This is a genomic window from Kocuria oxytropis, assembly GCF_040981195.1.
In the GTDB taxonomy this organism is placed as follows: domain Bacteria; phylum Actinomycetota; class Actinomycetes; order Actinomycetales; family Micrococcaceae; genus Kocuria; species Kocuria oxytropis.
In genome coordinates this window covers 53,818-77,276 of record NZ_JAVFXA010000011.1, presented here as the reverse complement: position 1 = coordinate 77,276, position 23,459 = coordinate 53,818, and the positions used below count along the sequence as shown (strand labels likewise).

Here is a 23,459-nt window from a genome sequence, read left to right as displayed (position 1 = left end):
GCAGGCCCGGCGGGGTCACTCCTCGAGCCTCCGGGCCTGCTCCTCCCACGCGGTATGGGCGTCCTGGCTCGCGGTGGGCCGGTGGGTCTCCCGCAGGGCGCGCAGCGCGGCGGTGCGCCGGCGGGCCAGGGCCTCGGCGGCGGCCCTCGTGGCGGCGTCCTCGCGGGCCTGGGCGCGGGCGGTGGTGACGGCGTCCATGATGAGGTCCACGCCCAGCGCCCCGCCCTCCAGGTAGGCGGTGCGGACCGCCCGGTCCGGGTGGTAGAGGTACTGGTCGTTGACCTGGCCGAGGCTGGTGTCGAAATCGTCGGCCGTCGCGTCCGAGATCATGGCCACCACCCGGTCCAGGCGGGCGTCCAGCTCGTCGAGCAGGCCGTGCCGGCGGGCGCCGCCGCGCAGGGACCACAGCGCCCGGCCGTGCGTGCGGAGCCGGTCCGCGTCCCAGTCCGCCTGCGGGACCACGGCCAGCGTCCCGGTGAGGAGCCGGGGGTCCCGGCTGTCCTGCGGCGGGGGCAGGGAGCGCAGGTGCCAGGAGATCCAGGCCGTGCGCATGTTGGACGCCCCGGCCGCCCGGGCCTCCTCCACCGACGCCGGCCCGGTCCAGGAGGCCGCGGGCGGCTCCCCGGCGTCGTCGTCCGCCGGGGCGGGCTGCCGGGCCGCGCGGGTCCGGTGGGTGACGGCACCGGCGCCGAGCCAGATCAGCAGGCCGCCGAGGGCCAGGCCGATCAGGGCCGCGCCGCCGAGAACCAGGAACCGGAACAGGCCGACGACGACCAGCGCGGCGATCAGGGCCACCCAGACGGTGGCGCCGCTGCTGCTCCCGGTGTGCTTCATGGTGGGCCCCCAGAGACCACGGTTCCGTGGAGGCCATTCTACTGCCGTGGACCGGCGGGTCACCGGCGGATCAGGGGCAGGCGGTCAGTCGCCGAGCCGCCGGGCCTGCGCCTCCCAGGCGGCGTGGGCGTCACGGGTCTCGGTGGACTGCCGGGTCTCGCGCAGGGCCTTGAGCGCGGCGTTGCGCTGCTGGGCCAGGGAGTCGGCGGCGGCCCTGGCGGCGGCGTCCTCACGGGCCCGGACGCGGGCGGCGGTGACCGTGTCCATGATGGTCTCCACGGCCTGGGCGCCGCCCGCCAGGTAGGCGGCGCGGACCGCCCGGTCCGGGTGGTAGAGGTACTGGTCGTCGCTCTGCCCGAGGGCGGTGTCGAACTCCTCGTCGGTGAGGTCGGAGATCATGGCGGCCACCCGGTCCAGCCGGGCCTCCACCTCGGGGCGCAGGTGCCGGCCGGGAGTTCCTCCCCGGCGGGCCCAGACCGCCCGGCCGTGCCGGCGCAGCTGCGCCAGGTCCCAGTCGCCCTTGGGGACGACGGCCAGCAGCTCGTCGACCGTGCCGGCTCCCGTGCCGGCCCGCGGGGCCGCCCCCGGCCGGATCTGTGCCTCGAGCCAGGCGGCGCGCATGCGCTGCCGCCCGGCCGTCCGGGCCTCGTCCAGCTCGGCGTCGCGGGCGCGCCGGACCTGTGCCGCGGCGGCGTCCCGGGCCTGCTGCCGGCCGACCGTGCTCCGGTACACGGCGCGGACCACCAGCCCGACCACCACGAGGCAGCCGATGACCACGGCGGCGCCGAGGAAGAACTCCCAGTGCTCGAGGACGAAGCCGATGATCGCCAGGACGATGCCCAGGCCGATCAGGCCCAGGCAGCCGACCGCGGTGTCCTGGTTGCCGCTGCTCTGGGCGTTCGCCACGGTGGCCCCCTGCTCTGTTTGCTTAAGGCAGGAGTGTATGCGGGGGCGCGGACACGGTGCGGTGTGTGACGGCCCCGCCGGTCGGCGGGCGGTCAGGGCCGTGCGGGCAGGTCCTCGCGGTAGACCCGCTTGAGCTCGGTGAGCTGCCCGCCGTGGGAGGTGCTCTCGGTGTTGAGGACCGGTTGGTGCACGGCGATCCACTGCTGCTCGAGGGCGTCGACCTCGTCCTTCGTCCCGCACCGCGCCCAGCCGAGGAGCAGGTGCTCCTGCATCCACGCGGTGAGCCGCTGCTCGTGCTCCTCGTCGAGGACCACCCGGCCCCGCCCGTCCACGGCGGCGCCCTCGCGCCAGGACGCGTCCCCGGGCAGGAGGGCGGCCAGCAGCGTGCGCCGCAGCGCCGACGAGCGGGTGCGCCGCAGGTGCTGGCCCAGGACCCGCCGGTGGAGGTCGCGCCGGGCGCGGCCCACGTAGAGCAGCTCGGCCCGCCCCGCGCTGTGCCGGATCCGGGGCACTCCCGGCAGGTGCAGCCCCGCCGCCTCCGGGGTGGGGAAGCGGGCGGTGTCCAGCCACCAGGCGTAGACGCCGCGGGCGTGGGGGACGTCGGCCTCCAGCGGCGTGCTGAGGGGGAGCTCTGCCGGGCCGGGCCCGGACGGTGCGGTGCGCACGGCCACCACCTTCCGCATGTGTTTTCATGTGCAACTCCCCTCCGACTGTAGGGCCGGGGCGGGCCGGTGCCCAGCCCGCGCGCCCGCGTCGTCGTTTCCCGGGGCCCGCTTGCCATACCTAGCGCTGCTAGGGTTCAATACGTAGCAGAACTAGGTATGGGAGGCGCGATGCGCATCGACAAGGACTTGGTCGCCGCCTCGGCCACCCCGCTCGTGCTGGGGATCCTGGCGGACGGCGACCTGTACGGCTACGCGATCCTCAAACGGGTCAGCGAGCTCTCCGGCGGCTCCATGCAGTGGACCGACGGCATGCTCTACCCGCTGCTGCACCGCCTCGAGCGGCTCGGCTACGTCTCCTCCTCGTGGGGCACGTCCGAGGCCGGCCGGCGGCGCAAGCACTACGCGATCACGGCGGCGGGCCGGACGGCGCTCGCCGACCGGCAGGAGCAGTGGGACGTGGTGGCGGACGCGCTGCGGCAGGTGTGGCAGGCCGCGCAGCAGCCGCCCGCCACGGCGGAGAGGTGGGCGTGATGGAGCTGCACGCGGAGCAGGAGGCCCAGATCGGGCGGTGGCGCGGCTACGTCCAGCGCCGCCAGGCGATCTCCCCGGCCGACGTCGACGAGCTCGAGGACCACCTGCGCGAACAGGTCGCGGACCTGAGGGCCACCGGGCTCGACGACGACGAGGCGTTCCTCGTCGCGATCAAGCGCATGGGCAACCTGGACGCCGTCTCGCACGAGTTCGCCCGCGAGCACTCGGAGCGGCTGTGGAAGCAACTGGTGCTCGTCCCGGAGGACGACGAGGACGCGGGGGCACCGCCCTGGCGGGAGCTGGGGATCGTCCTGGCGCTCGCCGTGGGGGCGGGGCTGGCGGTCAAGGCCGGCACCACCTGGCTGGGCGACGAGCCGGTCCTGGCCCGCAACCTCGGCCTGCTCGTCCTGCCGTTCCTCGGCGCCTACTTCGCGTGGAAGCGCCGGCTCACCGCGCGGACCGTGGTGGGGCTGCTCGTGCCCGTCGCGGTGCTGGCGGTGGTGCTCAACGCCTACCCGTTCGCCCGGGGCGGGTCCACGGAGCTGCTCGCGGCCCTGCACGCGCCGGTGGTGCTCTGGCTGCTGGCCGGGGTCGCCTACGTGGGCGGGCGGTGGCGCTCCGACGGCCGGCGGATGGACTTCGTGCGCTTCACCGGGGAGCTCGTCATCTACTACACGCTCCTGGCCCTGGGCGGGGCCGTGCTGGTCGGGCTGACGTTCGGGGCCCTGCAGGTCGTCGGCGTCGACCTGGAGCCGGTCATGGAGGACTGGATCCTGCCGTTCGCGGTGCCCGGGGCCCTCGTGGTGGCCGCGTGGCTGGTCGAGGCCAAGCAGAACGTCGTCGAGAACATCGCCCCCGTCCTGACGCGCGTGTTCACGCCCCTGACGATCGTCATGCTGGTGGCCCTGCTGGCCGTGCTCACCGCCGCCGGCGGGCTCGTCGACGTCGACCGCGGGCTGCTGATCCTGATGGACGCGATCCTCGTGCTCGTGCTCGCCCTGCTGCTCTACTCCATCTCCGCCCGGGACCCCCTGGAGCCGGCCGGTCTCTTCGACGGTCTGCAGCTGGTGCTCGTGGTCGCGGCGCTGGCGGTCGACGCGGTGATGCTGACCGCCATGCTGACCCGGATCGCCGAGTTCGGCTCCAGCCCCAACAAGATCGCCGCGCTCGGGCTGAACTTGCTGCTGCTGGTGCACCTGGTGCGGACCGGCTGGCTGAGCGCCGGCTGCCTGCGGGGGCGGCGGCCGTTCGGCGCGCTCGAGCGCTGGCAGACGCGCTACCTGCCGGTCTACGGCGTGTGGGCCGCGATCGTGGTGCTGGTCTTCCCGCCGGTCTTCGCCTTCGCCTGATCGGCGGGCTGCGGGCCGCGGGCCACGGGGTTCCCGGGCGGGCTGCGGGTTCACCGAGCGGGCTGCGGATTCACCGGACGGGACGAGAGAGGCGGCAGGTGCCGCCGGGGCCGGGCAGGTGCCGCCGGGGCCGGGCAGGTGCCGCCGGGGCCGGGCAGGTGCCGCCGGGGCCGGGCAGGTGCCGCCGGGGCCGGGCAGGTGCCGCCGGGGCCGGGCAGGTGCCGCCGGGGCCGGGCAGGTGCCGCGGGCGGAGGGCCTGCACGCCCCGGTGGCAGGGGAGTCGCCCCCCGACGACTGACCAGACGGTCCGAGGCCCGCTGCCACCGGGACGGCGGCATCTCGATCGACGTCGTGCCGGCGGCCTTCCGGCCGCTCGCTGCGACGTGATCCTCACGCGGCGGTTCAGCCCCCCGGCTGACCGTCCTGCGTGATGCATCAACACTAACACCGGGTCATTACCCGATCGCTTCGCATCCTGTCCACAGTTGCGCCGACTTGCCGGGGCGGCCCGCCCCGGTTCAGGGGCTGCCCCACGGCCGGGACCGGAGGCCGTGGGCGCCGCGGTAGTCCGGGGAGGCCGGCTCGGACCAGCCCTGCAGCAGCTCGTCGTCGAGGGCGTGGACGGTCACGGCCAGGGGGTGGCAGATCTCCACGGGGTCGGTGACCCCGGGGCCGAACATCGGCTTCGACAGGTCCCCGCCCGGGCACGTGGAGAGCGCCACGAGCAGGTCCTGCTCGGCGAAGAACTCGAAGTGGTCCCCGGGGGCGGCCGGGCAGGTCTTCATGAAGTACTGGTCGTCCGCGTTGAGCCCGGTGCACTGGAAGACGTTGAGCACGTCGTGGACGTCGAACTCCGTGAGCCCCCAGGGCAGCACGGCCCGGACGAGGTTGGAGTGGCAGTGGTAGTCGAAGTCCACGCCGTTGAGCATGCTCGAGACGTAGGGGTCGCAGCGGGTGCCGAGGGTGTCGTGCACGCGCCCGCCCTCGGCGTCCACCCCGTAGCCGGCCAGGGTGTCGCCCACGATCGTGGCCATCGGGCGCAGGAACGGCAGCGTGGACCACAGGCGGTCGAAGGTGCTCACGTGGGCGGCCTGCAGCTGCCGGGTCCGGGAGGCCCAGAAGCGCTCGCGGGGGTCGTGCCGGTTCCAGAGGTTGAGATCCCCCACCTGGGGTCCCTCCACGGTGGCGATCCGGCACACGTGCCCGGCCGGCACCTCCCACGCCATGCCCGAGCGGATGGGCACGGTCAGCTCCTGGACCAGGGTGCGCCGGTGGGTCTCGGCGCCGATGCGCCCGTAGAAGTCCCGGTCGACCTCCAGGGCCGCGCCCTGGTAGGCGGCCTGGGTCAGGCGCGGGTCGGGGTGCGGTGCCATGGGGTGTCCTTGCCTGCCGGGTGCGGAGCGCCGGGGCGTGACGGCGGCCGTGCTCGCCGGGGCGCTGTCGGTGCCTCCGACCCTAGCAATGTCTCCGTGGCGGAGGGCCGCCGCCTTCTGAAGCGTCATCCTGCCCGATGTCTCGATGCAAGAGTCCAGCACGGTGATTCATGTCAGCGAACGGGTCGCTTGTGGTTCCTACCCCGACTTCCCGCTCCGCTCCACCAATCCGTGCCCGTGCAGAGCCGCCAGGACGACGCTCATGCGCGGCGGCACGGACAGCGCGGCGACCATTTGGCCCGGAGGAAGGCAGAGGGCCACATCGCCAGCGTGTCGATGAGCGCGGTCGATGAGCGGAGGAGCAGCTTTCGGGCGTCCAGCACCGCTAGAGTGCCGGCTCAGGGTGACCGTGCTGCGGGACGGGACGAATCGAACCGGGCGGTACGGCCCGGTGCTGCTTACCGTGTCCGTGGCGGTGGATAGCTTCGGAGATAAGGTCCTTCGCACTATCAGCACACAGGGGTCGCGGTGAAGCGCTATCGGTACCGGGCGTACCCGGACGGGAGTCAGAGACGGGCTCTGACCAAGGTGTTCGGATGCGTCCGTGTCGTCTTCAACGATGTAATCGCCGTCCGCCAGTCTTCTTACCGCGCCGGTGAGCCGTATCCCACTGCCGGAGAGCTGTCCAAGAGGTTGCTGACCGCGGCGAAGAAGACCCCGGAACGGGCGTGGCTGTCCGAGGTCTCCTCCGTGCCTCTGCAACAGGCACTGCTGGACGCGGATCGGGCCTACCGCAGCTTCTTCAACTCCATGGCCGACAAACGCAGAGGAAAGCGGGCTGGGATTCCTCGGTTCAGGACTCGGCATGGCAAGCAGTCGGCTCGGTTCACCCGCAATGCAGGGTTCGGTTTGGAGCAATCGACCCACGGGGTCGGGTTTCTCACTCTCCCCAAGATCGGGCGCATTCGCTTCGTGCTGTCGCGACCGGTCCCGTCGGAGCCGTCGTCAGTGACGGTGATTCAGGAGATCGACGGTAGCTACTACGTATCCTTCGTCGTGGCAACCCCCACCCCCGAGCCACTGGCGCCGGTACAGCGCGTGGCCGGAGTGGATGTCGGACTGACCGACCTGGCCGCGATCACCTACAGTGACGGAACCCGCCAGAAGGTCCCGAACCCTCGGTGGTTGCGCACCAAAGAGCGTGAGCTGGCGCGAGCCCAGCGGTCCCTGTCCCGGAAGCAGAGAGGATCGAAGAACCGTGAGAAGGCGCGGCACCGGGTGGCGGTGCTGCATCGGAAAGTGCGGGAAACTCGGGCGGACCACCACCGCAAGCTGGCCCTCAAGCTGATCCGTGAGAACCAAGCAGTCGCGCTGGAGGGTTTGGACGTGGCGGGACTTGCCCGCACCCGCATGGGCAAGTCCGTCAATGACGCCGGCTGGTCGACCCTCGCTCGACTGATCCGGGAAAAGGCTGCTGAGCACGGCCGGGAAGTCATCGTGATCTCCCGGTGGGAACCCACCTCTCAGCTGTGCTCCGTTTGCGGGGTGAAGGACGGGCGCAAGCCCCTCCACGTCCGCGTGTGGACCTGTGTCTTCTGCGGCGCCCTTCTTGACCGAGACTTCAACGCCGCAGTCAACATCATCGTCGCCGCCGGGCTGGCGGAGAAATTAAACGCCTGTGGAGGGGACGTCAGACGCACGCTTGCGTGCGCGGATCCCGATGAAGCAGGAACCCACCGAACCGGCCGCGAGAATGCGGTGGCGTAGGGATCCCTTGTCTCCGGGCAAGGGAGGAGGCCAAATCGAGCACTGGGGATTGGACACCTCGTGGGGCCAGGGCCGGGGGCGTCTCAGCGGTCGGTCACAGCGCCCAGAGCTGCTCCAGCCGCTCGGCCCGCTCCCGGCGCGCCTGCAGCGCCTCCTCCATGGACACCGCGCGGAACCGGGTCACCGCGCCCGGGGCGGCACGGGCCAGCAGGTCCATGTCCGCGGAGATCACCGTGCCCACCATGGCGTAGCCGCCGCCGGAGACCGCGTCCCGGTGCAGCACGATCGGCTGGGTGCCGCCGGGGACCTGGATGGAGCCCACGGCGTAGCCGGCGTCCACGATGTTGGAGGGGTCCGAGCCCGCCCCGAACGGCTGCTCCCGCTCGATCCACTCCACGCCGGGGCCCTCGAAGCGCAGGCCCATGCGGTCCGCCACGGGAGTGAGCCTCCACTCCTCCTCGACCAGCCGGCGCCGGCCCTCGTCGGTGAGCAGGTGGTCGTAGAGGCCCCACATGATGCGCAGCTCCAGCGACCTCCCGAGGGCCGGTCGCAGGCGCTCCGGGACCTCCTCGACCTCGGGCAGCAGCCCGGTCGGCTCGCCCACGGGGACCACGTCCCCGGCCTCCAGCTTCCGGCCCTCCACCCCGCCCAGCCGCCCGATCGCGTAGGTGGAACGGGAGCCGAGCACCTCTGGCACGGCGATGCCGCCGCGCACGGCCAGGTAGAACCGGGCGCCGCCGCGGAGCACCCCGAACTTCACGGCGTCGCCCGTGTCCAGCTCGAGCCGCCGCCACGCCGGGTGCTCCTCGCCGTTGACCAGCACGGGGACGTCCGCGCCGGTCACCGCGATCGTCGTCGGGACGTCCACGGTGAAGGATGGCCCCGTGTAGGTGCACTCGAGCACGGCCTCGGCGGCGGAGTTGCCGACCAGCTTGTTCGCCGCCTGCGCGGACTCCTGGTCCATGGCCCCGCCCTGCGGGATGCCCACGTGGTAGTACCCGATCCGTCCCTGGTCCTGGACGGTGGTCAGCAGTCCGGGCTGCTCAATCGTCAGCGCCATCGAGGGCCTCCAGAAGGGTGCGGTTGTAGCGGTCGGGATCGGCCAGCGCGGCCTCGACGTCGAGGGTCACGGGCGCCTGCTTGTACCGCCAGGTGCCGTCCTCGACCCGCTGCTGGATGGAGCGGTACTCGGCCTCGTCCACGGGCCGGAACTTCACGAGGTCCCCGGGCCTGAACAGGATCAGGAAGTCCCGGAAGTCGTCCAGGGCCTGCTCGGGGTCGTAGATGGGCGCGGCGGCGATGCCGAACATCTGGTACCCGCCCGCGCCGCGCACCGAGTAGATGCACGCGAAGCAGCCGCCGTGGCCCACGGTCAGCGGGGGAGTGTCGGTGCGGGGGCTGAGGTACTTGGGCACTTCGAGCTGCCGGTCCCGGGGCACCAGCTGGTACATGAACGGCAGCCCGGCCACGAACCCCACCATGGACACCAGCCACGGGGACTCGTGGTGGCGCCGGATGAACTCCGCGGCGTCCGCGAGCCCGTTGACCTTCGCGGCGTAGTCGAGGTCGGTGCCGGAGGGGTCCTGGTGGTAGCCCTCGCGGAACCGGGCCACGACCTCGGCGGTGTAGGGGTCCTGGTACCAGACCGGGACCTCGATGATGCGGGTCTCGGCGGTGTACTGCGTGGACTCGCGGGCCCGCCCCTCGAGCTCCTGGGTGCGGCGCTTCAGCTCCTGGGCGCCCAGCACGTCCGGGTCGAAGCGCACCAGCAGGGACGCGTTGGCGGGGCACACGTCCACCACGCCCTCCAGACCCAGGGCGGTCAGTCCCTGCGCCACCGTGGTGGCCAGGTAGTTGGCGGTGAGGTTCATGGCCTCGTCGAACTCCACGAACAGGAACTCGTCACCGCCCCACGTGTACCGGGCGGTGGGCAGGTACAGGGTCTCGGTCATGGTGCGCTCCCCTCACTGGGCTGGTCGCTGCGGTCGTCCTGCAGCAGCTCGGTCTCGATCCACGTGGTGTGGTGCTCCACGGCGGCGAACACCGGGTCCAGCACGAGCCGCCGCAGCAGCGGCACCGTGGTCCGGATCCCCTCGACGTGCGTGGCGGCCAGGGCGGCGCCCATCCGCCGCACGGCCGTCTCCCGGTCCTCGGCGTGGACGATCAGCTTGGCCAGCAGCGAGTCGTAGTACGGGGCCACGGTGTCCCCGCCGCGCACCCCGGCGTCCACCCGGTACTCGGGGCCCTCCGGCCAGTCGAGGCGGCTGATGGTGCCCGGGCTCGGCATGAATCCCTTGTCCGGGTCCTCGGCGTTGATCCGGCACTCCACGGAGTGCCCGTCGAAGCGGATGTCCTCCTGCCGCAGCCCCGTGCGCCCGGTCGAGGCGATCGTGAGCTGCTCGGCGACCAGGTCCACGCCCGTGACGAACTCGGTGACCGGGTGCTCCACCTGCAGGCGGGTGTTCATCTCGATGAACGCCGCCTCCTGCCGCACGGGGTCGTAGAGGTACTCGACCGTGCCCACCCCGGTGTAGGAGCACAGCCGGGCGAGGTTCACGGCGGAGTCCCGGATGCGCTCGCGGACCTCGTCCGGCAGGTCCGGGGCGGGGGCCTCCTCCACGATCTTCTGGGAGCGGCGCTGCAGGGAGCAGTCGCGGTCACCCAGGTGCAGGAACGTGTGCCCGTCGCCGAGGACCTGGACCTCCACGTGCCGGGCCCGCTCCACGAACCGCTCCAGGTACACGGTGGGGTCCCCGAAGGTCGCGCCCGCCTCGGAGCGGGCGGTGTCGACGGTCCGCAGCAGGTCCTCCTCGGCGCGGACCAGGCGGATCCCGCGCCCGCCGCCGCCGGCCGAGGCCTTGATGACGAGCGGGTAGCCGACCTCCCGGGCCAGGGCCAGGACGGCGTCGTCGTCGCCCTCCAGCGGCCCGCCCGAGCCGGCGAGCACCGGCACCCCGGCCGCGACCGCGGCCTCCAGGGCCCGGGTCTTGTGGCCCATGAGGTCGATGACGTCGGGGGAGGGGCCCACCCAGGTCAGCCCCGCCTCCTGCACCCGGCGGGCGAAGGCCGCATTCTCCGAGAGGAAGCCGTAGCCGGGGTGCACGGCGTCGCAGCCGTGCTCCAGGGCCGCGGCCACGAGCGCCTCCGCGTTCAGGTAGGACTTCTGGGCCGGGGCCGGGCCCACGACGGCCACGGCGTCGGCGAGCTCCGCCGCCATGGAGTCCTGGTCCACCTCGCTCACGGCCAGCACGCTGCGCAGCCCCAGGTCCCGGGCCGAGCGCAGGATGCGGACCGCGATCTCGCCCCGGTTGGCCACCAGCAGCGAGGAGATCGGCACGGCTCAGCCCTCCGTGACCACGGCGATGACGTCCCCCGGGTTGACCATGTCGCCGTCCTCCACCTCGAACGCCTGGAGCGTGCCTGCGGCGTCCGAGCGGACCTCCGAGAACTGCTTCATCACCTCGATGAGGCCGATGACCTGGTCGGCCTCCACCGGGTCCCCGTCCTGCACGAACGGGTCCTTGTCGGGGGAGGGGCGGCGGTAGAAGACGCCGGGCATCGGGGACTGGATCTCGGCCATGGTGCGGGTCCTTTCGGTCGGACCGGGAGACGTTCTCCCGGAGGCATCGGGGTCGGACGGCGGCGGGCGCGCGGCTCAGGTGCCGCGCGCCCCGTGGGCGTCGATCGCCTCGCGGACGGCGCGGGCCACCGCGGGGGCCCCCGGGGCGTCGGAGTGCACGCAGACGGAGTCGAAGCGCATCGGCAGCTCCGTGCCGTCCTCGGCCCGCACGACCCCCTCGGCCAGGGCCTGCGTCACCCGCTCGGCGGCGGCGCCCGGGTCGGTGGCGTGGGGCGTGCGCTGGATGATCAGCCCGCCCTCGGCGTTGTAGTCCAGGTCCACGTAGAGCTCGGCCACGAACGGCACGCCGCGCTCCGCGCACACGGACTCGTGGGCGGTGCCGGCCATCCCGAGCACGCTGACACCGTGGTCGGCGGCCACCGCCGCCACCGCCTCCATCAGGGCGGGGTCCTTGGCGACCATCCCGTAGAGCGAGCCGTGCGGCTTGAGGTGGTGCAGGTCCGCCCCGTGCTGGAGCAGGAAGCCGGTGAGGGCGCCCACCTGGTAGCGGACCAGGGACTCGACCTCCTCGGGGGTCAGCACCATGGCGCGGCGGCCGAAGCCCCACTGGTCGGGCAGGGACGGGTGGGCGCCGATCGCGACGTCGTGGGCGACGGCGGCGGCCACGGTCGCGGACATGATGTCCGGGTCCCCGGCGTGGAAGCCGCAGGCGACGTTGGCGAGGTCCACGATCTGCAGCAGCTCCGGGTCGTTGCCGAAGCGGTGCAGGCCGATCCCCTCCCCCATGTCCGAGTTGACGGTGGGCCGGGTGCGGGTCTCTGGTGTGGCCATGGTCACAGCCTAGGGATGCGGGGCGCTGGGGGGAACGGTTCCGGCGGTGCCGTGTGCGGGGCGTGGGACCCGTCACTGTGCTTTTCGCCGAACACCTGTAGAGTCATGACCAGTTGTTGAAGTTTCGTTCTTGCAGTTCAAGCAGTTCGCCCGATTCCGGGCGCAGCAGTTTTTCTGAGAAGACGTTTTGGCAGGCATCGCAACGCCCGAGCACCCCGATCGTCGGGGACGCTCCGTTTCCCAGAAAGACAGGTTCCCCATGACTACTGGCACCGTGAAGTGGTTCAACGCCGACAAGGGCTTCGGCTTCATCACCCCCGAGGACGGCTCCAAGGACGTGTTCGCGCACTTCTCCGCGATCAACTCCGGCGGCTTCCGCTCCCTCGAGGAGAACCAGCGCGTCGAGTTCGAGACCCAGGACGGCCCCAAGGGCCCCCAGGCCGCGAACATCACCGTGCTTGCGTGATCACGCACTGATCTCCTCGTGAGATCACCGGCACGGGGCTGAGGCCCCGGCGCCGACCCGACATCGCCACCCGGCTCACCGGGTGGCGATGTCTTTCTGTCGGTGGGCGCCCGGACTGCCGGCAGACACCACCACCAGCAGGAGGACCGCCGATGCCCGAGGTCGAGGTGCAGCCGACCGCGGCCCAGGTGCGCGGCCTGCTCGAGGCGCAGCTCCCGCCGCAGCTGCACGAGCTCCTGGAGGAGCCCCTGACGCCCGTGGCGCAGGGCTGGGACAACGCGCTGTTCCGGCTCGGCCCGGACCACGCCGTGCGCCTGCCCGTGCGCCGCGCCGCCGTCCCGTGCCTGCTCCACGAGGTGCGGTGGACGGCCGTGGCCGGCGCGCCGCTGGCCGCGCTGGGGATCGCCGTGCCCCGGCCGGTGTTCCGGGGCGGGCCCGGGGCCGGGTACCCGTGGCCCTGGACGGTGGTGCGGTGGATCGAGGGCGAGGCGGTCGCGACCCTGCCGGTCGCCCGGCGCGGACGGCTCGCGACCGACCTGGCGCGTGCCCTGAGCTCGCTGCACCGGCCGGCGCCGGGCGACGCCCCGGACAACCCCTACCGTGGTGTTCCGATCGACGCGCGGCTGCGCTCCGCGCCCCCGTCCTGGCCGGCCACGGCCGCGGCCCTCGGGGAGCGGCGCGCCGAGCGGCTCCGCGGCGTCGTCGACGACGGCCTGCGCGCCGCCCCGTGGTCCCGGCCGGCGGTCTGGCTGCACGGGGACCCCCACCCGTGGAACCTCGTCCACCGGGACGGGCGGCTGGCCGGTCTCCTCGACTTCGGGGACGTCTGCGCCGGGGATCCCGCCTCCGACCTCGCCGGTGCGTGGCTGGCCCTCGACACGGACCAGCGCTCCGCCTTCCGCGCCGTCGCCGACAGCACCGGCCGCTACGACGACGACGTCTGGCGCCGCGCCGCCGCCTGGGCCGCCCTGTACGTGGTGGCGCTGGCGGCCCATCCCGGCGCCGGCCCGGACTTCGGCCCGGTGGTCCGGCACGCGGTCGCGCAGCTGGACCCCTCCACCGGCGTCTGAGCGCACTGGATCCACCCGCGCCGGTGCGGGGACAATGGACGTCCCAGCGCACGGGAGGGGGCCCGATGGACGTGCTCGTCGTGCCGACCGCGGCGGACGTCGGCACCTGCGCGGCCGACCTCGTCGCCGCCCGGATCGCCGAGGAGCCCCGCACCGTGCTCGGGGTCGCCACCGGCTCCTCGCCGGTGGGGATCTACCGCGAGCTCGCCCGGCGCCGGGCCGGGGGATCGCTCGAGCTGGGGCACCTCACGTGCTTCGCCCTCGACGAGTACGTGGGTCTCGCCCCCGGCCACCCGCGCAGCTACGCCGCCTACCTGGAGCGGGAGATCGCCCGCTCCTGGGGCCTGCCCTCCTCGCAGGTCCGGGTGCCCGAGGCCTTCCGGCCGGACCTGGACGCGGCCGCCGAGGAGTACGAGCAGGCGATCGCGGCGGCCGGCGGCATCGACCTGCAGATCCTCGGGATCGGCACCAACGGCCACATCGGCTTCAACGAGCCGATCTCGTCCCTGTCCTCCCGCACCCGGGTCGCGGCCCTGTCCGCGCAGACCCGCGCCGACAACGCGCGCTTCTTCGACCGTCCCGACGCCGTGCCCACCCACTGCCTCACCCAGGGGCTGGGCACCATCCTCGAGGCCCGCCAGGTGCTCCTGGTCGCGCAGGGGCGGCGGAAGGCGGCGGCCGTCGCCGCGGCCGTGGAGGGCCCGGTGGCCGCCCGCTGCCCGGCGTCGGTGCTCCAGTTCCACCCCCGGGCCACGTTCGTCCTGGACGAGGCCGCCGCCGGCGAGCTCACGCCCGGGACCTGTCGCCGCACTGTCCCGGACCGGGGGGATGGGCTTCCCCCGGGGAGCCCCTCGCCGGCGTCATGAACGGCTCGGACGGCGTCATGAACCGTCCGGTGCCCTCGGAGGAGCGGGATCTCCGGCGGTCATCCCGGCCTGTGCGCGGCGACGGCGCGAAGATCACGATTCGGCACCTGACGTCCACCGCCCCCTCGATCTACGATGCGCTTGCAAATCAGCACTCCTGGAATCGAGGGAACACCATGAGAAGCACTGCAGCAGGCGTGGCGGCGGCGATCGGATTCGTGGCTCTGACAGCGTCGCCCGCCGCGGCCGCACCGGGCGACGCGATGGTCTTCACCGACTGCGCCACGGCCGGCCAGTACGGCGTGCACAACATCCCCGTCGGCTCCGTCAGCTACAGCGAGAGCCTCGTCGACGAGGACGGGGACGGCATCGTGTGCGAGAGCGCCGACTGGCCCTACGACCCCACCCGCATCCCGGTGGAGAACGAGTCCGGCGGCTACACCCACACGATCATCGACTGGGTCCCCGGTGCCGGGCCCGGCCCCGACGCCCAGCCCGGCGAGGTGCCCGGGGTCGAGCCCGGCGCGGACCCGTACACCCAGGTGGGCCAGGTGCCCGTGGGCGGCGCGGACACCGGTGCCACGGTGGACACCCGCACCCGCACCGGCGCCGGCACCGGCGCTCTCGCGGCGACCGGCCTCCTGGCCCTGGCGGCCGCCGCCGTGGTGCGCCGGCGCGCCGCCGGCCGGGCCTAGGACGGAGGTCCCGGTCCTCGTGACGGATCCGGCCGCCGAGCGCCGCAGGGGCCTGCTGGTCCCTGCGGCGCTCGCCCTCCTGCTGCTCAGCGGCTGCGCGGGCGAGTCCCCCGCGCCGTCCGCGGCGTCGTCGTCCTCCGCGCCGTCCGCGTCCGCGCCCTCCGCCTCGCCGGCGCGGTCACCGCAGGCCGCCCCCGGGACGCCGGACGCCGCGCCGTCTCCTGCGCCGTCTCCTGTGCCGTCCGCGGCGCCGGGCGCCCTGCCGCCCGTGCTGGCGGAGTCGGCTCCCGTGGCGGTGCGGATCCCCGCGGTGGGCGCCTCCTCCGAGCTGCTGCACCTGGGCCTGCGCCCGGACGGGTCCCTGGACGTCCCGCCCACTCATCCCGGCGCCCCGGCCTCCTGGTACACGTCCTCGCCCACGCCGGGGGAGCGGGGGCCCGCGGTGCTGCTCGGCCACGTCAACGCCACCGGCGGCGGGCCGGGCGTCTTCGCCGGGCTGCGCAGCCTGGTCCCCGGCGACACCGTGGAGATCGCGCGGGCGGACGGCAGCACGGCGGTGTTCGTCGTCGAGCGCGGGGAGCAGTACGCCAAGGACGCCTTCCCCACGAGGGCCGTCTACGGCAACACCGCGGGAGCGGAGCTGCGCCTGATCACGTGCGACGGCTACGACCCCGCCACCGGCCTGTTCGACGACAACTACGTGGTCTACGCCCGTCTCACCGCCTGACCCGCCCTTCTCCCTGCTCCCCTCTCCCTCTCCCCTCCGCGAGGTGGTAGCTGTCGGCCACGGACGGGGCCGTGGTCGCCGACAGATGCCACCTCGCGGGGGCGGGGATGGGCGTGGGGAGGGGAAGAAGGGGACACGCCTCGTTCTTCCGGCGGAGGTGCGAACGCACACGGCGGGAGAAGATGAGAGGGCGCGTCCTGTGCCGCATCCGTTCCACCGAAGGAGATCCCATGAGCAACCCGTATCCCCAGCAGCCCGAGGGGCCCCGCGGCGGGCCGCCCCAGTACCAGGCCGGCGGTGGTGACCAGTACGGGGCCGGCCAGTACGCGGGCGGCGGCCGTCCCGGCGCCGCGCCGCCGGAGGTCAAGCGGCTCCTGACCCTGACCCTCGTCTCGGCGGCGGTCTACCTCCTCAACGGCCTGGTGGACCTCTTCGCCACGGCCACCGTGGACATGACCGAGACCTACCGGGAGATGGGCCTCTCCCCGGAGCAGATCGCGGTGGCCGAGCAGACCGGCGGCGTCGCGACCGTCACCGGCGTCCTGGTGCTGGCCGTGGCGCTGGGCCTCTACGCCCTGGTCTACGTGTTCCTGAAGAAGGGCAAGAACTGGGCGCGCGTCCTGGGCATCGTGCTGTCCGTCCTCAGCGTGCTCGGCACGCTGATCGGCCTCCTCGGCGTGATGGCCTACGGCGGTCTGGGGATCGTCCTGCTGGTCCTCGGGCTGCTGCTGGTCGTGGTGAACGTGCTGTGGCTCGTCACGGCGTTCAAGGCCCCGGTCAAGCACTGGTTCGCGCCGGCCCGCATGGCCTGAGCCACCCGCACGGCCCGAGCCGCACGGGCGCCCGCCGGGTGCCCGGCGCCGCCCACGGACAACGCCGCCCGGCCCTCGAGGCCGGGCGGCGTTGTCCGTGCTGGGTCCCCGGCGGTTCAGCCGTCCTGGCCGATGACGCGGTCCCGGCCGGCGAGCAGGGCCACGCCGCACAGCGCCGCCATGAGACCCGCCATGAGCAGCAGCGGGGGTTCCCACCGGCCTCCGGCGTCGTAGAGGGCGCCGACGACGGCGGGGGCGACCGCCGCCAGCCCGTAGCCCACGGACTGGGCCATCCCCGACAGGGCCGCCGCCTGGCGGTGGTCGGTGGAGCGCAGGCTGAACAGCGACAGCGCGACGACGATGAGGCTGCCGCAGCCGATCGACCCGAGCACGATCCACAGCAGCGTCAGCCCCGGTGCGGCGGCCAGGCCCACGAACGTGACCAGGGCCAGGGCGCCGCCCGCGAAGGCCACGGGCCGCTGGTCGCTCAGGCGGTGCATGAGGGTCCCGGTGCCGAGGCTGGAGCCCATCCCGACGAGCAGGAACAGCGCCATGTGCGCGCCGGCGGCGGTCGCCGGGACGCCGTGGCTGCGCTCGATGCTCGGCAGCCACGCCATGAGCACGTAGAACGCCACCGACTGCAGGCCCATGAACAGGGTGACCTGCCAGCCCAGCGCCGAGCGCCACGGGGACCGGTAGGGGCCCGTCTCCGCCGCGGGCACCCCGGACGCGTGGTGCGGGGCCCGCAGCCCGGGGGAGAGCACCACCAGGGCCACGACGGCGAGCACCGCCCACACCCCCAGGGCCAGGCGCCACCCGGCCGGACCGGCGTGGGCGATGGGGACCACCAGGGCGGAGCCGGCCGCGGCCACCGCGCCCTGGATCGAGGTGTACACGCCGGTCACCTGGCTCACCCGCAGCGGGAACTCCCGCTTCACCAGGGAGGGCAGCAGCACGTTGAGGAATGCGATGCCGATCCCGATCACCGCGGTGCCCACCCACACGGCACCCTCGACCGGGGCGGAGCGGCCGCCGATCCCGGCCGCGAGCAGCAGCAGCGACAGCCACAGGGCCCGGTCCAGGCCCGTCCGGGCGGCCAGGGCCGGGGCCACGGGCGAGAACAGTGCGAACATGGCCAGCGGCAGCCCGGTCAGCAGCCCGGCCTGGCCGGCCGAGATGCCGAGGTCGCGGCTGATCTCCTCGAGCAGCGGCCCCACGGTCACGAACCCGACGCGCAGGTTGACGGCGATCAGCACCACGCCGAGGAAGCCGAAGCCGAGGCGGGCCCGCCGGCCCGTGGCCGAGGACGCGTTGGTGAGCACAGCACACCCTTTCCGGACAGCGGGACGGAGGATCTCCGGACAGCGTAGACGGGGCGGCGTGCCCCGGCACGCCGCCCCGTCCACGTCCGCCCCTCAGCGCTGCTGCGGGGCCCCTGGGCTGCTCAGCCCAGGATGAGGTTGAGGATGAACAGCAGCGGGATGGACCCCGCCCAGACCGCGGTGGTGATGCCGGACCAGCCCTTCAGCGCGTCGGTGCCCTGCAGGCCCGTGAAGCGGGTGACCACCCAGAAGTAGGAGTCGTTGAAGTAGCTGAACACCATGGAGCCCGCGGTGCAGGCCACGGCGGCGACGACGGGGTCGATGCCCAGCGTGGTCACCAGCGGGGCCGAGACGGAGGCGGCGGTGATCATGGCCACCGTGCCGGAGCCCTGGGCGATGCGCACCAGGGTGGCGATCAGGAACGGCACGAGGAACGCGGGCAGCGGGGTGGCGGCGATGGCCTCGGCGAGGGCGTCGCCCACGCCGGAGCTGCGGAGCACCTGGCCCAGCGCGCCGCCGGCGCCCGTGATGAGCAGGATCAGACCGGCCGAGGCGGCGGCCTCGGCGAACCAGCCGTGCGCCTTGTTCCGGGGCGTCCAGCGGGGCAGGAGGATGTAGAGGGCCAGCACCATGCCGATGATCAGGGCGACCACCGGGTTGCCGATGAAGGCGAACGGGACGGCCCAGGCGGAGGGCTCGTACTCTCCGCCGCCGATGACGCCCTGGGCGTTCTGGTCGATCGCGCCGGTGACGGTGTTGAGGATGATCAGCAGCAGCGGGATGATCAGCGGCAGGGACCCGACGAAGGCGCCGACCTTGTGCGGCTTGGCGCCGGCCGGGGGCTCGCCCAGGTCGTAGGACGGGTCCGCGGCGGGGGCCTGCGCGGCCTCGTCGTCGAGCCCGTCCCGGGGGCCCTCCTCCAGGTCGGTGCCGCCGGTGCGGGAGCCGCCCCCGACGCCGGCCGGGGCGACCGTCCCGTAGACGGCCTCGCGCACGTGCTCCTCGACCTTGGACTCCAGCTGCGGGCCGATCCAGCGCGCGTAGAGGACCACGACGGGCAGCAGCAGCACGGTGAAGGCCAGGCCGACGAGGATCACGGCCCCGAGGTCCGCCCCGAGGATGCCGGCCACGGCCAGCGGCCCCGGGGTGGGCGGCACGAGGTGGTGGGTGAGGGTCATGCCGCAGCCCAGCGCCAGGGCGAGGGTCACGTAGCCGGCCTGCTTCACCCGCGCGATGGACCGGGCGAGCGGGTTCATGATGACGTAGCCCGAGTCGCAGAACACGGGGATGGAGACCAGGGCGCCCACGCTGCCCATCGCCCACGGCTCGCGGCCGTGGCCGAAGACGCGGAGGAAGGCGAGGGCGAGGGCGTTGGCGGCCCCGGACACCTCGAGGATCTTGCCGATCCCCACGCCGAGCCCGATCACGATGCCGATCGAGGCCAGGGTGTTGCCGAAGCCGGTGGTGATGGCCGAGACGATGTCGAGCACCGGCTGGCCCGCGACCACGCCGGTGACGAGGGCGGCGATGAGCAGGGCCACGAAGGCGTCCAGGCGGGTGCGGAGCACCAGGACGATGATGGTGGCGATGCCCAGCACGAGTGCCAGGAGTAGTTGCAGATCCACGGTGACGGGCTCCTCGGGGACGGTGGGGTCGTCCGGGCGGTGCGGCCCGGACGGGGGAATTGACGAGAACGATGCTCCATGTGAGGCTAGTCACACATATGACATCTGACAAGAGGAAGGTGCGTCTCGTGCGACCTCAACCCACCGAGCCCCCGGACAGCGCCGTGCGACCCGCCCTGCGACGGCACGCCGATGGCTAGGAAGTCCCTGGTCGAGGCGGTCGCCGAGGAGCTGCTCGAGCGCATCCTGGCGGGCGAGGTGGGCGCGCACGAGGCCCTGCCGCCCGAGGCGGAGATCGCCCGCACGTCGGACGTCAGCCGGCTCACCGTGCGGGAGGCCCTCAAGGCCCTCCAGGCGCAGAACATCGTCTACGTGCGGCGCGGGCTCGGCACCTACGTGAATCCGCCCGACGCGTGGACCGGGCTCGAGGCGATCCTCAAGGCGGCCTCCCGGGGCGCGGCCGCCCACCAGGTGGCGCTGCGGCTGCTGGAGGTCCGGCGCATGGTGGAGACCGGCTCCGCCGCGCTGGCCGCCGCGCACGTGACCCCGGAGGACCTGGCCGCGATGGAGGAGTCCGTCGAGGACCTCCGGCGCGCGCACGAGGCGCAGGACCTCGACGAGGTCACCCGCGCCGACATGGCCTTTCACGACGCCGTCCTGCGCGCCTCGGGCAATCCGTTCGTCCCCGTGCTGCTGGCCCAGCTCTCCCAGCTGCTCTACACCGAGCGGCGGGCGACCTCCGCGTTCCCCGAGGTCCAGCGGCACGCTTTGGAGCACCACCGGCGGATCCTGGCCGCGATCGGCACCCGGGACCCCGAGACGGCCCGCCGGGCCATGGAGGCGCACATCGACCAGACCTACGCCGACTACGAGCACTACATCGGCCTCGGGGGTGCCCCGGCCGACGTGCCCGGGGCGGCGCCCGACCACGACCCCCGTCCGGAACCAGAACCCATGTCCCACCCCGACAGCACAGGAGACCACTGAGATGACCGAGACCACCGTCTTCCCCGCCGAGCGCACCGTCGTGCTCACCGGCGCCGCCTCCGAGCGCGGCATCGGCCGCGCCACCGCCGACCTGCTCGCGAGCCAGGGCTGGCACGTCGCCATCCTCGACGTCGACGGCGACGCCGCCGCCGCGGCCGCCCAGGACATCGCCGGCCGGCACGGGGTGCAGGCCCTCGGGCTGCGCACGGACGTCTCCGACCAGGACTCCGTGAACGAGTCGGTGGCGCGGGTCGAGGCCGAGCTCCCGCCGATCGTGGCGCTCGTCAACCTGGCCGGGATCAGCTCGCCCACCGAGTTCATGCAGGAGACCCGGGAGGCCTGGGACCGGGTCTTCGCCATCAACATGACCGGCACGTTCATGGTGACCCAGCGCGTGCTGGCCGGGATGATCGAGCGCAAGGTGGGCCGCGTGGTCAGCGTCTCCTCGATCTCCGCCCAGCGCGGCGGCGGGACCTACTCCAAGGTGGCCTACAGCGCGTCCAAGGCCGCGATCATCGGCTTCACCCGTGCGGTGGCGCGCGAGATGGGCGAGCACGGGATCACCGTCAACTGCATCGCCCCCGGCCCCGTGGACACCGACATCATGGGCGGGACCCTGAGTGACGAGCGCAAGGCGGACATGTCCAAGGACATCCTCGTCGGCCGCGTGGGCACCGTGCGGGACATGGCCGCCCTGCTCGCCTTCCTCGTCGGCGAGGACGCCGGGTTCATCACCGCGGCGACCTACGACATCAACGGTGGGCTGCAGATCTCCTGACCGCGGCACGGCAACGGGACGGGATCCGCGCGGATCCCGTCCCGTTGCCATGGCGGCGCACCGTGCGCGGCGCGGGGCTCACCAGCGGGGGTGGACCTCCGCCCGGAACCAGGAGTCGTAGATCCGGTGGACCCCGGCGTCGATCTCGCGGCCCAGGTCCCCGGTGTCCGCCGCCGAGGCGTTGGCCCGGACCTGCTCCACGCTGCGGGCGCCGGGGATCACGGTGCTGACCCCGTCCTGGGCGATGACCCAGGCGATCGCGGCCTGCGCCGTCGTCACTCCCTCGGGGAGCAGCCCGGCGAACTCGCGGACGGCCTCGAGGCCGCGCTCGAAGTCCACCCCGGAGAACGTCTCCCCGACGTCGAAGGCCTCGCCGCCGCGGTTGAAGCTGCGGTGGTCGTCGGCCGCGAACCGCGTGTCCCGCGTGTACTTCCCGGACAGCAGCCCGGAGGCCAGCGGCACCCGGGCGATGATCCCCACCCCGGCCTCCTTCGCCGCGGGCAGCACGGCGTCCAGGGACTTGAGCCGGAAGGCGTTGAGGATGATCTGGACGGTGGCGGTGCTGCCGCGGGCGATGGCCGCGAGCGCCTCGTCGGTGCGCTCCACGCTGACGCCGTAGTGCCGGACGGCACCCTCCTGCACCAGGGTGTCCAGGGCGTCGTAGACCTCCTGGTCGCTGTAGACCGGCGTGGGCGGGCAGTGCAGCTGGACCAGGTCCAGGGTGTCGGTGCCCAGGTTCCGGCGCGAGCGGTCCACCCACTGCCGGAAGTTCGCGAGCGTGTAGTTCTCGGGGACCTGGTCCACCCGGCGGCCCATCTTGGTGGCCACGGTCAGGTCCAGGTCGGGGTGCTCGCGCCGGAACGCGCCGATGGTCCGCTCGCTGCGGCCGTCGCCGTAGACGTCGGCGGTGTCGAAGAACGTCACCCCCGACTCCACGGCGGCCTCCAGCACGGCGGCGGCGGGGTCGACGTCGCCCCAGTCCGCGCCCAGCTGCCACGTGCCCAGGCCCACCGTGGAGACCGTGCGTCCGGTCCTGCCGAGTGTGCGGTGCTCCATGCGTGCCTCGTTTCTCCTCGTGCTCGATCGTGGGTCCTCGGCGGGCCGTGGCGACCCGGGGACCGGTGGGGCGGTGCGGCGCCGGCTAGCGGCCGCCGGCCCGCTTGTCGCGCCGCTTCGCCATGATGCGGCCCAGGACCGCGGTGCCGACCATGAACAGGATCTTCCGCATGTGTGTGCTCCTTGTTGTGCTGCTCGGGTGAGGTGCTCGGTCCACGCTACGGGGTGCCCCGGAAAAAGGTAAGGGGGCTGAACGATCCTGTGCCGCGCCGGTCTCAGGACGTCGCGGCGCGCAGGTGTGCCCGGACCGCCGCGCCGACCTCCCCGGGGCGCTCCTCGGCGAGGAAGTGGCCGGCGTCCACGGCACGGCCCGTGGCCCGCGGGAACTGCCGCCGCCACAGCGCGAGCGGGTCCTCCCGGGCGCCGACCCGGCCCCGGGCACCCCACAGGACGAGGGCGGGGAGGTTCCGCTGCTCGTGCTCGTCCGCCTCGTCGATCTCCACGTCCGGGCCGGCGGCCGCGCGGTAGTCGCGGCACCAGGCGTCGACCACGGAGGGGTCCCGCGCCGCGTCGTCGTAGGCGGCGAGCGCCGCCGGGTCGAAGGGGACCTGCGTGCCGCTGAGCCCCTGGAGCGTCCTGCGCACGAAGTCCACGGGGTCGTGGCCGATCAGGGTCTGCGGCAGCCCGTCGCCCTGGGCGAGGAACGCCCAGTGGTAGTACCGCAGGGCCAGCCACGCGTCCATCGACCGCCACACCTCCAGGGTGGGCAGGATGTCCAGCAGCGCCACGGACGCCACGGCGCCGGGGGTGTCGAGCGCCATCCGGTGCGCGGTCCGGGCGCCGCGGTCGTGCCCCACCACGGAGAACCGGTCGTGGCCCAGGGAGCGCATGAGCTGGACCTGGTCGGCGGCCATCGCCCGGAAGGTGTAGTCCTCGCTGCTCGTGCGGGAGCGGCCGTAGCCGCGCAGGTCGGCCGCGACCACGCTGAACTCCTCCGCCAGCACGGGGGCCAGGAGGTGCCACATGGCGTGGGTCTGCGGGAAACCGTGGAGCAGCAGCACGGCCGGGCCGGCGCCACCGGTGACCGCGTGGATCGTGCCGTCGGCCACGGGGACGTCGTGGGCGGTGAAGTCGGGGAACACGGGTCCTCCTGCGGGTCGGGACGGGCCGCGCGGCGCGGGCCGGGACTGGAATGCGGGGCCCGCGGCGTTGTACGTGA

24 protein-coding genes are annotated in these 23,459 nt (G+C 73.5%); 11 read left to right on the top strand and 13 right to left on the bottom strand.

Annotated elements, in window-relative coordinates; genetic code table 11:
* Positions 1 to 15: 15 nt before the first annotated feature.
* The 3 genes from QYM41_RS12370 to QYM41_RS12360 form a co-directional block, all read right to left on the bottom strand.
* Entirely contained in the window at positions 16 to 834 is an 819-nt protein-coding gene (locus QYM41_RS12370) for a hypothetical protein (protein WP_368800064.1), read from the bottom strand.
* An 84-nt stretch (positions 835 to 918) separates the two neighbouring features.
* Positions 919 to 1,740, bottom strand: a complete 822-nt coding sequence (locus QYM41_RS12365) for a hypothetical protein (RefSeq protein ID WP_368800063.1) — start codon at positions 1,738 to 1,740, stop codon at positions 919 to 921.
* 92 nt (positions 1,741 to 1,832) lie between these two features.
* Complete coding sequence (locus tag QYM41_RS12360) at positions 1,833 to 2,405, bottom strand: GIY-YIG nuclease family protein (protein ID WP_368800062.1); 573 nt, start codon at positions 2,403 to 2,405, stop codon at positions 1,833 to 1,835.
* A gap of 168 nt (positions 2,406 to 2,573) precedes the next feature.
* Here QYM41_RS12360 and QYM41_RS12355 point away from each other — a divergent pair, with 168 nt between their 5' ends.
* Together QYM41_RS12355 and QYM41_RS12350 are read left to right on the top strand one after the other, a co-directional pair.
* Positions 2,574 to 2,936: a PadR family transcriptional regulator gene (locus QYM41_RS12355; protein WP_368800061.1), complete on the top strand. Its 363-nt coding sequence runs from the start codon at positions 2,574 to 2,576 to the stop codon at positions 2,934 to 2,936.
* Positions 2,936 to 4,285: a permease prefix domain 1-containing protein gene (locus tag QYM41_RS12350; RefSeq protein WP_368800122.1), complete on the top strand. Its 1,350-nt coding sequence runs from the start codon at positions 2,936 to 2,938 to the stop codon at positions 4,283 to 4,285. The genes QYM41_RS12355 and QYM41_RS12350 overlap by 1 nt, the downstream gene beginning before the upstream one ends.
* A 518-nt stretch (positions 4,286 to 4,803) precedes the next feature.
* Here the strand turns inward: QYM41_RS12350 and QYM41_RS12345 are convergent.
* On the bottom strand, positions 4,804 to 5,658 hold the full coding sequence (locus QYM41_RS12345; RefSeq protein WP_368800060.1) for an urea carboxylase-associated family protein: 855 nt from the start codon (positions 5,656 to 5,658) through the stop codon (positions 4,804 to 4,806).
* Between the two features lie 528 nt (positions 5,659 to 6,186).
* Between QYM41_RS12345 and QYM41_RS12340 the strand changes: the two genes are divergently transcribed.
* Complete coding sequence (locus tag QYM41_RS12340; RefSeq protein WP_368800059.1) at positions 6,187 to 7,425, top strand: RNA-guided endonuclease InsQ/TnpB family protein; 1,239 nt, start codon at positions 6,187 to 6,189, stop codon at positions 7,423 to 7,425.
* Between the two features lie 94 nt (positions 7,426 to 7,519).
* On the opposite strand, the gene QYM41_RS12335 is transcribed toward QYM41_RS12340, so the two are convergent.
* The 5 genes from QYM41_RS12335 to QYM41_RS12315 all read right to left on the bottom strand — a co-directional run bounded on the left by QYM41_RS12335 (position 7,520) and on the right by QYM41_RS12315 (position 11,836).
* On the bottom strand, positions 7,520 to 8,485 hold the full coding sequence (locus QYM41_RS12335) for a 5-oxoprolinase subunit C family protein (RefSeq protein WP_368800058.1): 966 nt from the start codon (positions 8,483 to 8,485) through the stop codon (positions 7,520 to 7,522).
* Positions 8,469 to 9,377 (bottom strand): 5-oxoprolinase subunit B family protein, encoded by a 909-nt coding sequence (locus tag QYM41_RS12330; RefSeq protein WP_368800057.1) that lies wholly within the window; start codon positions 9,375 to 9,377, stop codon positions 8,469 to 8,471. The genes QYM41_RS12335 and QYM41_RS12330 overlap by 17 nt, the downstream gene beginning before the upstream one ends.
* Positions 9,374 to 10,762, bottom strand: a complete 1,389-nt coding sequence (locus QYM41_RS12325) for an acetyl-CoA carboxylase biotin carboxylase subunit (protein WP_368800056.1) — start codon at positions 10,760 to 10,762, stop codon at positions 9,374 to 9,376. Before QYM41_RS12325 ends, QYM41_RS12330 begins: the two co-directional genes overlap by 4 nt.
* A gap of 3 nt (positions 10,763 to 10,765) precedes the next feature.
* Complete coding sequence (locus QYM41_RS12320) at positions 10,766 to 11,005, bottom strand: acetyl-CoA carboxylase (protein ID WP_368800055.1); 240 nt, start codon at positions 11,003 to 11,005, stop codon at positions 10,766 to 10,768.
* 75 nt (positions 11,006 to 11,080) lie between these two features.
* Positions 11,081 to 11,836: a 5-oxoprolinase subunit PxpA gene (locus QYM41_RS12315; protein WP_368800054.1), complete on the bottom strand. Its 756-nt coding sequence runs from the start codon at positions 11,834 to 11,836 to the stop codon at positions 11,081 to 11,083.
* A gap of 259 nt (positions 11,837 to 12,095) precedes the next feature.
* Between QYM41_RS12315 and cspE the strand changes: the two genes are divergently transcribed.
* The 6 genes from cspE to QYM41_RS12285 all read left to right on the top strand — a co-directional run bounded on the left by cspE (position 12,096) and on the right by QYM41_RS12285 (position 16,472).
* On the top strand, positions 12,096 to 12,302 hold the full coding sequence (gene cspE / locus QYM41_RS12310; protein WP_035923571.1) for a transcription antiterminator/RNA stability regulator CspE: 207 nt from the start codon (positions 12,096 to 12,098) through the stop codon (positions 12,300 to 12,302).
* 152 nt (positions 12,303 to 12,454) lie between these two features.
* Positions 12,455 to 13,372, top strand: coding sequence for an aminoglycoside phosphotransferase family protein (locus QYM41_RS12305; RefSeq protein WP_368800053.1), 918 nt, complete (start codon positions 12,455 to 12,457; stop codon positions 13,370 to 13,372).
* A 65-nt stretch (positions 13,373 to 13,437) separates the two neighbouring features.
* Positions 13,438 to 14,238, top strand: coding sequence for a glucosamine-6-phosphate deaminase (gene nagB / locus QYM41_RS12300; RefSeq protein ID WP_368800052.1), 801 nt, complete (start codon positions 13,438 to 13,440; stop codon positions 14,236 to 14,238).
* 176 nt (positions 14,239 to 14,414) lie between these two features.
* Entirely contained in the window at positions 14,415 to 14,933 is a 519-nt protein-coding gene (locus QYM41_RS12295) for an excalibur calcium-binding domain-containing protein (RefSeq protein ID WP_368800051.1), read from the top strand.
* 19 nt (positions 14,934 to 14,952) lie between these two features.
* Positions 14,953 to 15,660 (top strand): class F sortase, encoded by a 708-nt coding sequence (locus QYM41_RS12290; protein ID WP_368800050.1) that lies wholly within the window; start codon positions 14,953 to 14,955, stop codon positions 15,658 to 15,660.
* 230 nt (positions 15,661 to 15,890) lie between these two features.
* The gene (locus QYM41_RS12285) at positions 15,891 to 16,472 is read left to right on the top strand and encodes a hypothetical protein (RefSeq protein WP_368800049.1); all 582 of its coding nucleotides are present in this window, start codon (positions 15,891 to 15,893) and stop codon (positions 16,470 to 16,472) included.
* 116 nt (positions 16,473 to 16,588) lie between these two features.
* On the opposite strand, the gene QYM41_RS12280 is transcribed toward QYM41_RS12285, so the two are convergent.
* Together QYM41_RS12280 and QYM41_RS12275 are read right to left on the bottom strand one after the other, a co-directional pair.
* A complete protein-coding gene (locus QYM41_RS12280; RefSeq protein ID WP_368800048.1) occupies positions 16,589 to 17,794 on the bottom strand; it encodes an MFS transporter in 1,206 nt (401 codons plus the stop codon).
* Positions 17,795 to 17,916: 122 nt separating this feature from the next.
* Positions 17,917 to 19,419 (bottom strand): GntP family permease, encoded by a 1,503-nt coding sequence (locus tag QYM41_RS12275; RefSeq protein ID WP_368800047.1) that lies wholly within the window; start codon positions 19,417 to 19,419, stop codon positions 17,917 to 17,919.
* 192 nt (positions 19,420 to 19,611) lie between these two features.
* Here QYM41_RS12275 and QYM41_RS12270 point away from each other — a divergent pair, with 192 nt between their 5' ends.
* Positions 19,612 to 20,406 (top strand): FadR/GntR family transcriptional regulator, encoded by a 795-nt coding sequence (locus QYM41_RS12270; protein ID WP_368800046.1) that lies wholly within the window; start codon positions 19,612 to 19,614, stop codon positions 20,404 to 20,406.
* Between the two features lies 1 nt (position 20,407).
* Entirely contained in the window at positions 20,408 to 21,184 is a 777-nt protein-coding gene (locus QYM41_RS12265) for an SDR family NAD(P)-dependent oxidoreductase (RefSeq protein ID WP_368800045.1), read from the top strand.
* 78 nt (positions 21,185 to 21,262) lie between these two features.
* Here QYM41_RS12265 and QYM41_RS12260 read toward each other — a convergent pair whose 3' ends face one another.
* Both QYM41_RS12260 and QYM41_RS12255 read right to left on the bottom strand, forming a co-directional pair.
* Positions 21,263 to 22,240: an aldo/keto reductase gene (locus QYM41_RS12260; protein WP_368800044.1), complete on the bottom strand. Its 978-nt coding sequence runs from the start codon at positions 22,238 to 22,240 to the stop codon at positions 21,263 to 21,265.
* Between the two features lie 275 nt (positions 22,241 to 22,515).
* Positions 22,516 to 23,382, bottom strand: coding sequence for an alpha/beta fold hydrolase (locus QYM41_RS12255; protein WP_368800043.1), 867 nt, complete (start codon positions 23,380 to 23,382; stop codon positions 22,516 to 22,518).
* Positions 23,383 to 23,459 lie beyond the last annotated feature (77 nt).

What these genes read in the sequence shown, in the direction of transcription:
- QYM41_RS12370 (WP_368800064.1), bottom strand. Translation starts at nt 834, where the DNA reads ATGAAGCACACCGGGAGCAGCAGCGGCGCCACCGTCTGGGTGGCCCTG.
- QYM41_RS12355 (WP_368800061.1), top strand. Translation starts at nt 2,574, where the DNA reads ATGCGCATCGACAAGGACTTGGTCGCCGCCTCGGCCACCCCGCTCGTG.
- QYM41_RS12350 (WP_368800122.1), top strand. Translation starts at nt 2,936, where the DNA reads ATGGAGCTGCACGCGGAGCAGGAGGCCCAGATCGGGCGGTGGCGCGGC.
- QYM41_RS12345 (WP_368800060.1), bottom strand. Translation starts at nt 5,658, where the DNA reads ATGGCACCGCACCCCGACCCGCGCCTGACCCAGGCCGCCTACCAGGGC.
- QYM41_RS12335 (WP_368800058.1), bottom strand. Translation starts at nt 8,485, where the DNA reads ATGGCGCTGACGATTGAGCAGCCCGGACTGCTGACCACCGTCCAGGAC.
- QYM41_RS12330 (WP_368800057.1), bottom strand. Translation starts at nt 9,377, where the DNA reads ATGACCGAGACCCTGTACCTGCCCACCGCCCGGTACACGTGGGGCGGT.
- QYM41_RS12320 (WP_368800055.1), bottom strand. Translation starts at nt 11,005, where the DNA reads ATGGCCGAGATCCAGTCCCCGATGCCCGGCGTCTTCTACCGCCGCCCC.
- QYM41_RS12315 (WP_368800054.1), bottom strand. Translation starts at nt 11,836, where the DNA reads ATGGCCACACCAGAGACCCGCACCCGGCCCACCGTCAACTCGGACATG.
- cspE (WP_035923571.1), top strand. Translation starts at nt 12,096, where the DNA reads ATGACTACTGGCACCGTGAAGTGGTTCAACGCCGACAAGGGCTTCGGC.
- QYM41_RS12305 (WP_368800053.1), top strand. Translation starts at nt 12,455, where the DNA reads ATGCCCGAGGTCGAGGTGCAGCCGACCGCGGCCCAGGTGCGCGGCCTG.
- nagB (WP_368800052.1), top strand. Translation starts at nt 13,438, where the DNA reads ATGGACGTGCTCGTCGTGCCGACCGCGGCGGACGTCGGCACCTGCGCG.
- QYM41_RS12295 (WP_368800051.1), top strand. Translation starts at nt 14,415, where the DNA reads ATGAGAAGCACTGCAGCAGGCGTGGCGGCGGCGATCGGATTCGTGGCT.
- QYM41_RS12285 (WP_368800049.1), top strand. Translation starts at nt 15,891, where the DNA reads ATGAGCAACCCGTATCCCCAGCAGCCCGAGGGGCCCCGCGGCGGGCCG.
- QYM41_RS12270 (WP_368800046.1), top strand. Translation starts at nt 19,612, where the DNA reads ATGGCTAGGAAGTCCCTGGTCGAGGCGGTCGCCGAGGAGCTGCTCGAG.
- QYM41_RS12265 (WP_368800045.1), top strand. Translation starts at nt 20,408, where the DNA reads ATGACCGAGACCACCGTCTTCCCCGCCGAGCGCACCGTCGTGCTCACC.
- QYM41_RS12260 (WP_368800044.1), bottom strand. Translation starts at nt 22,240, where the DNA reads ATGGAGCACCGCACACTCGGCAGGACCGGACGCACGGTCTCCACGGTG.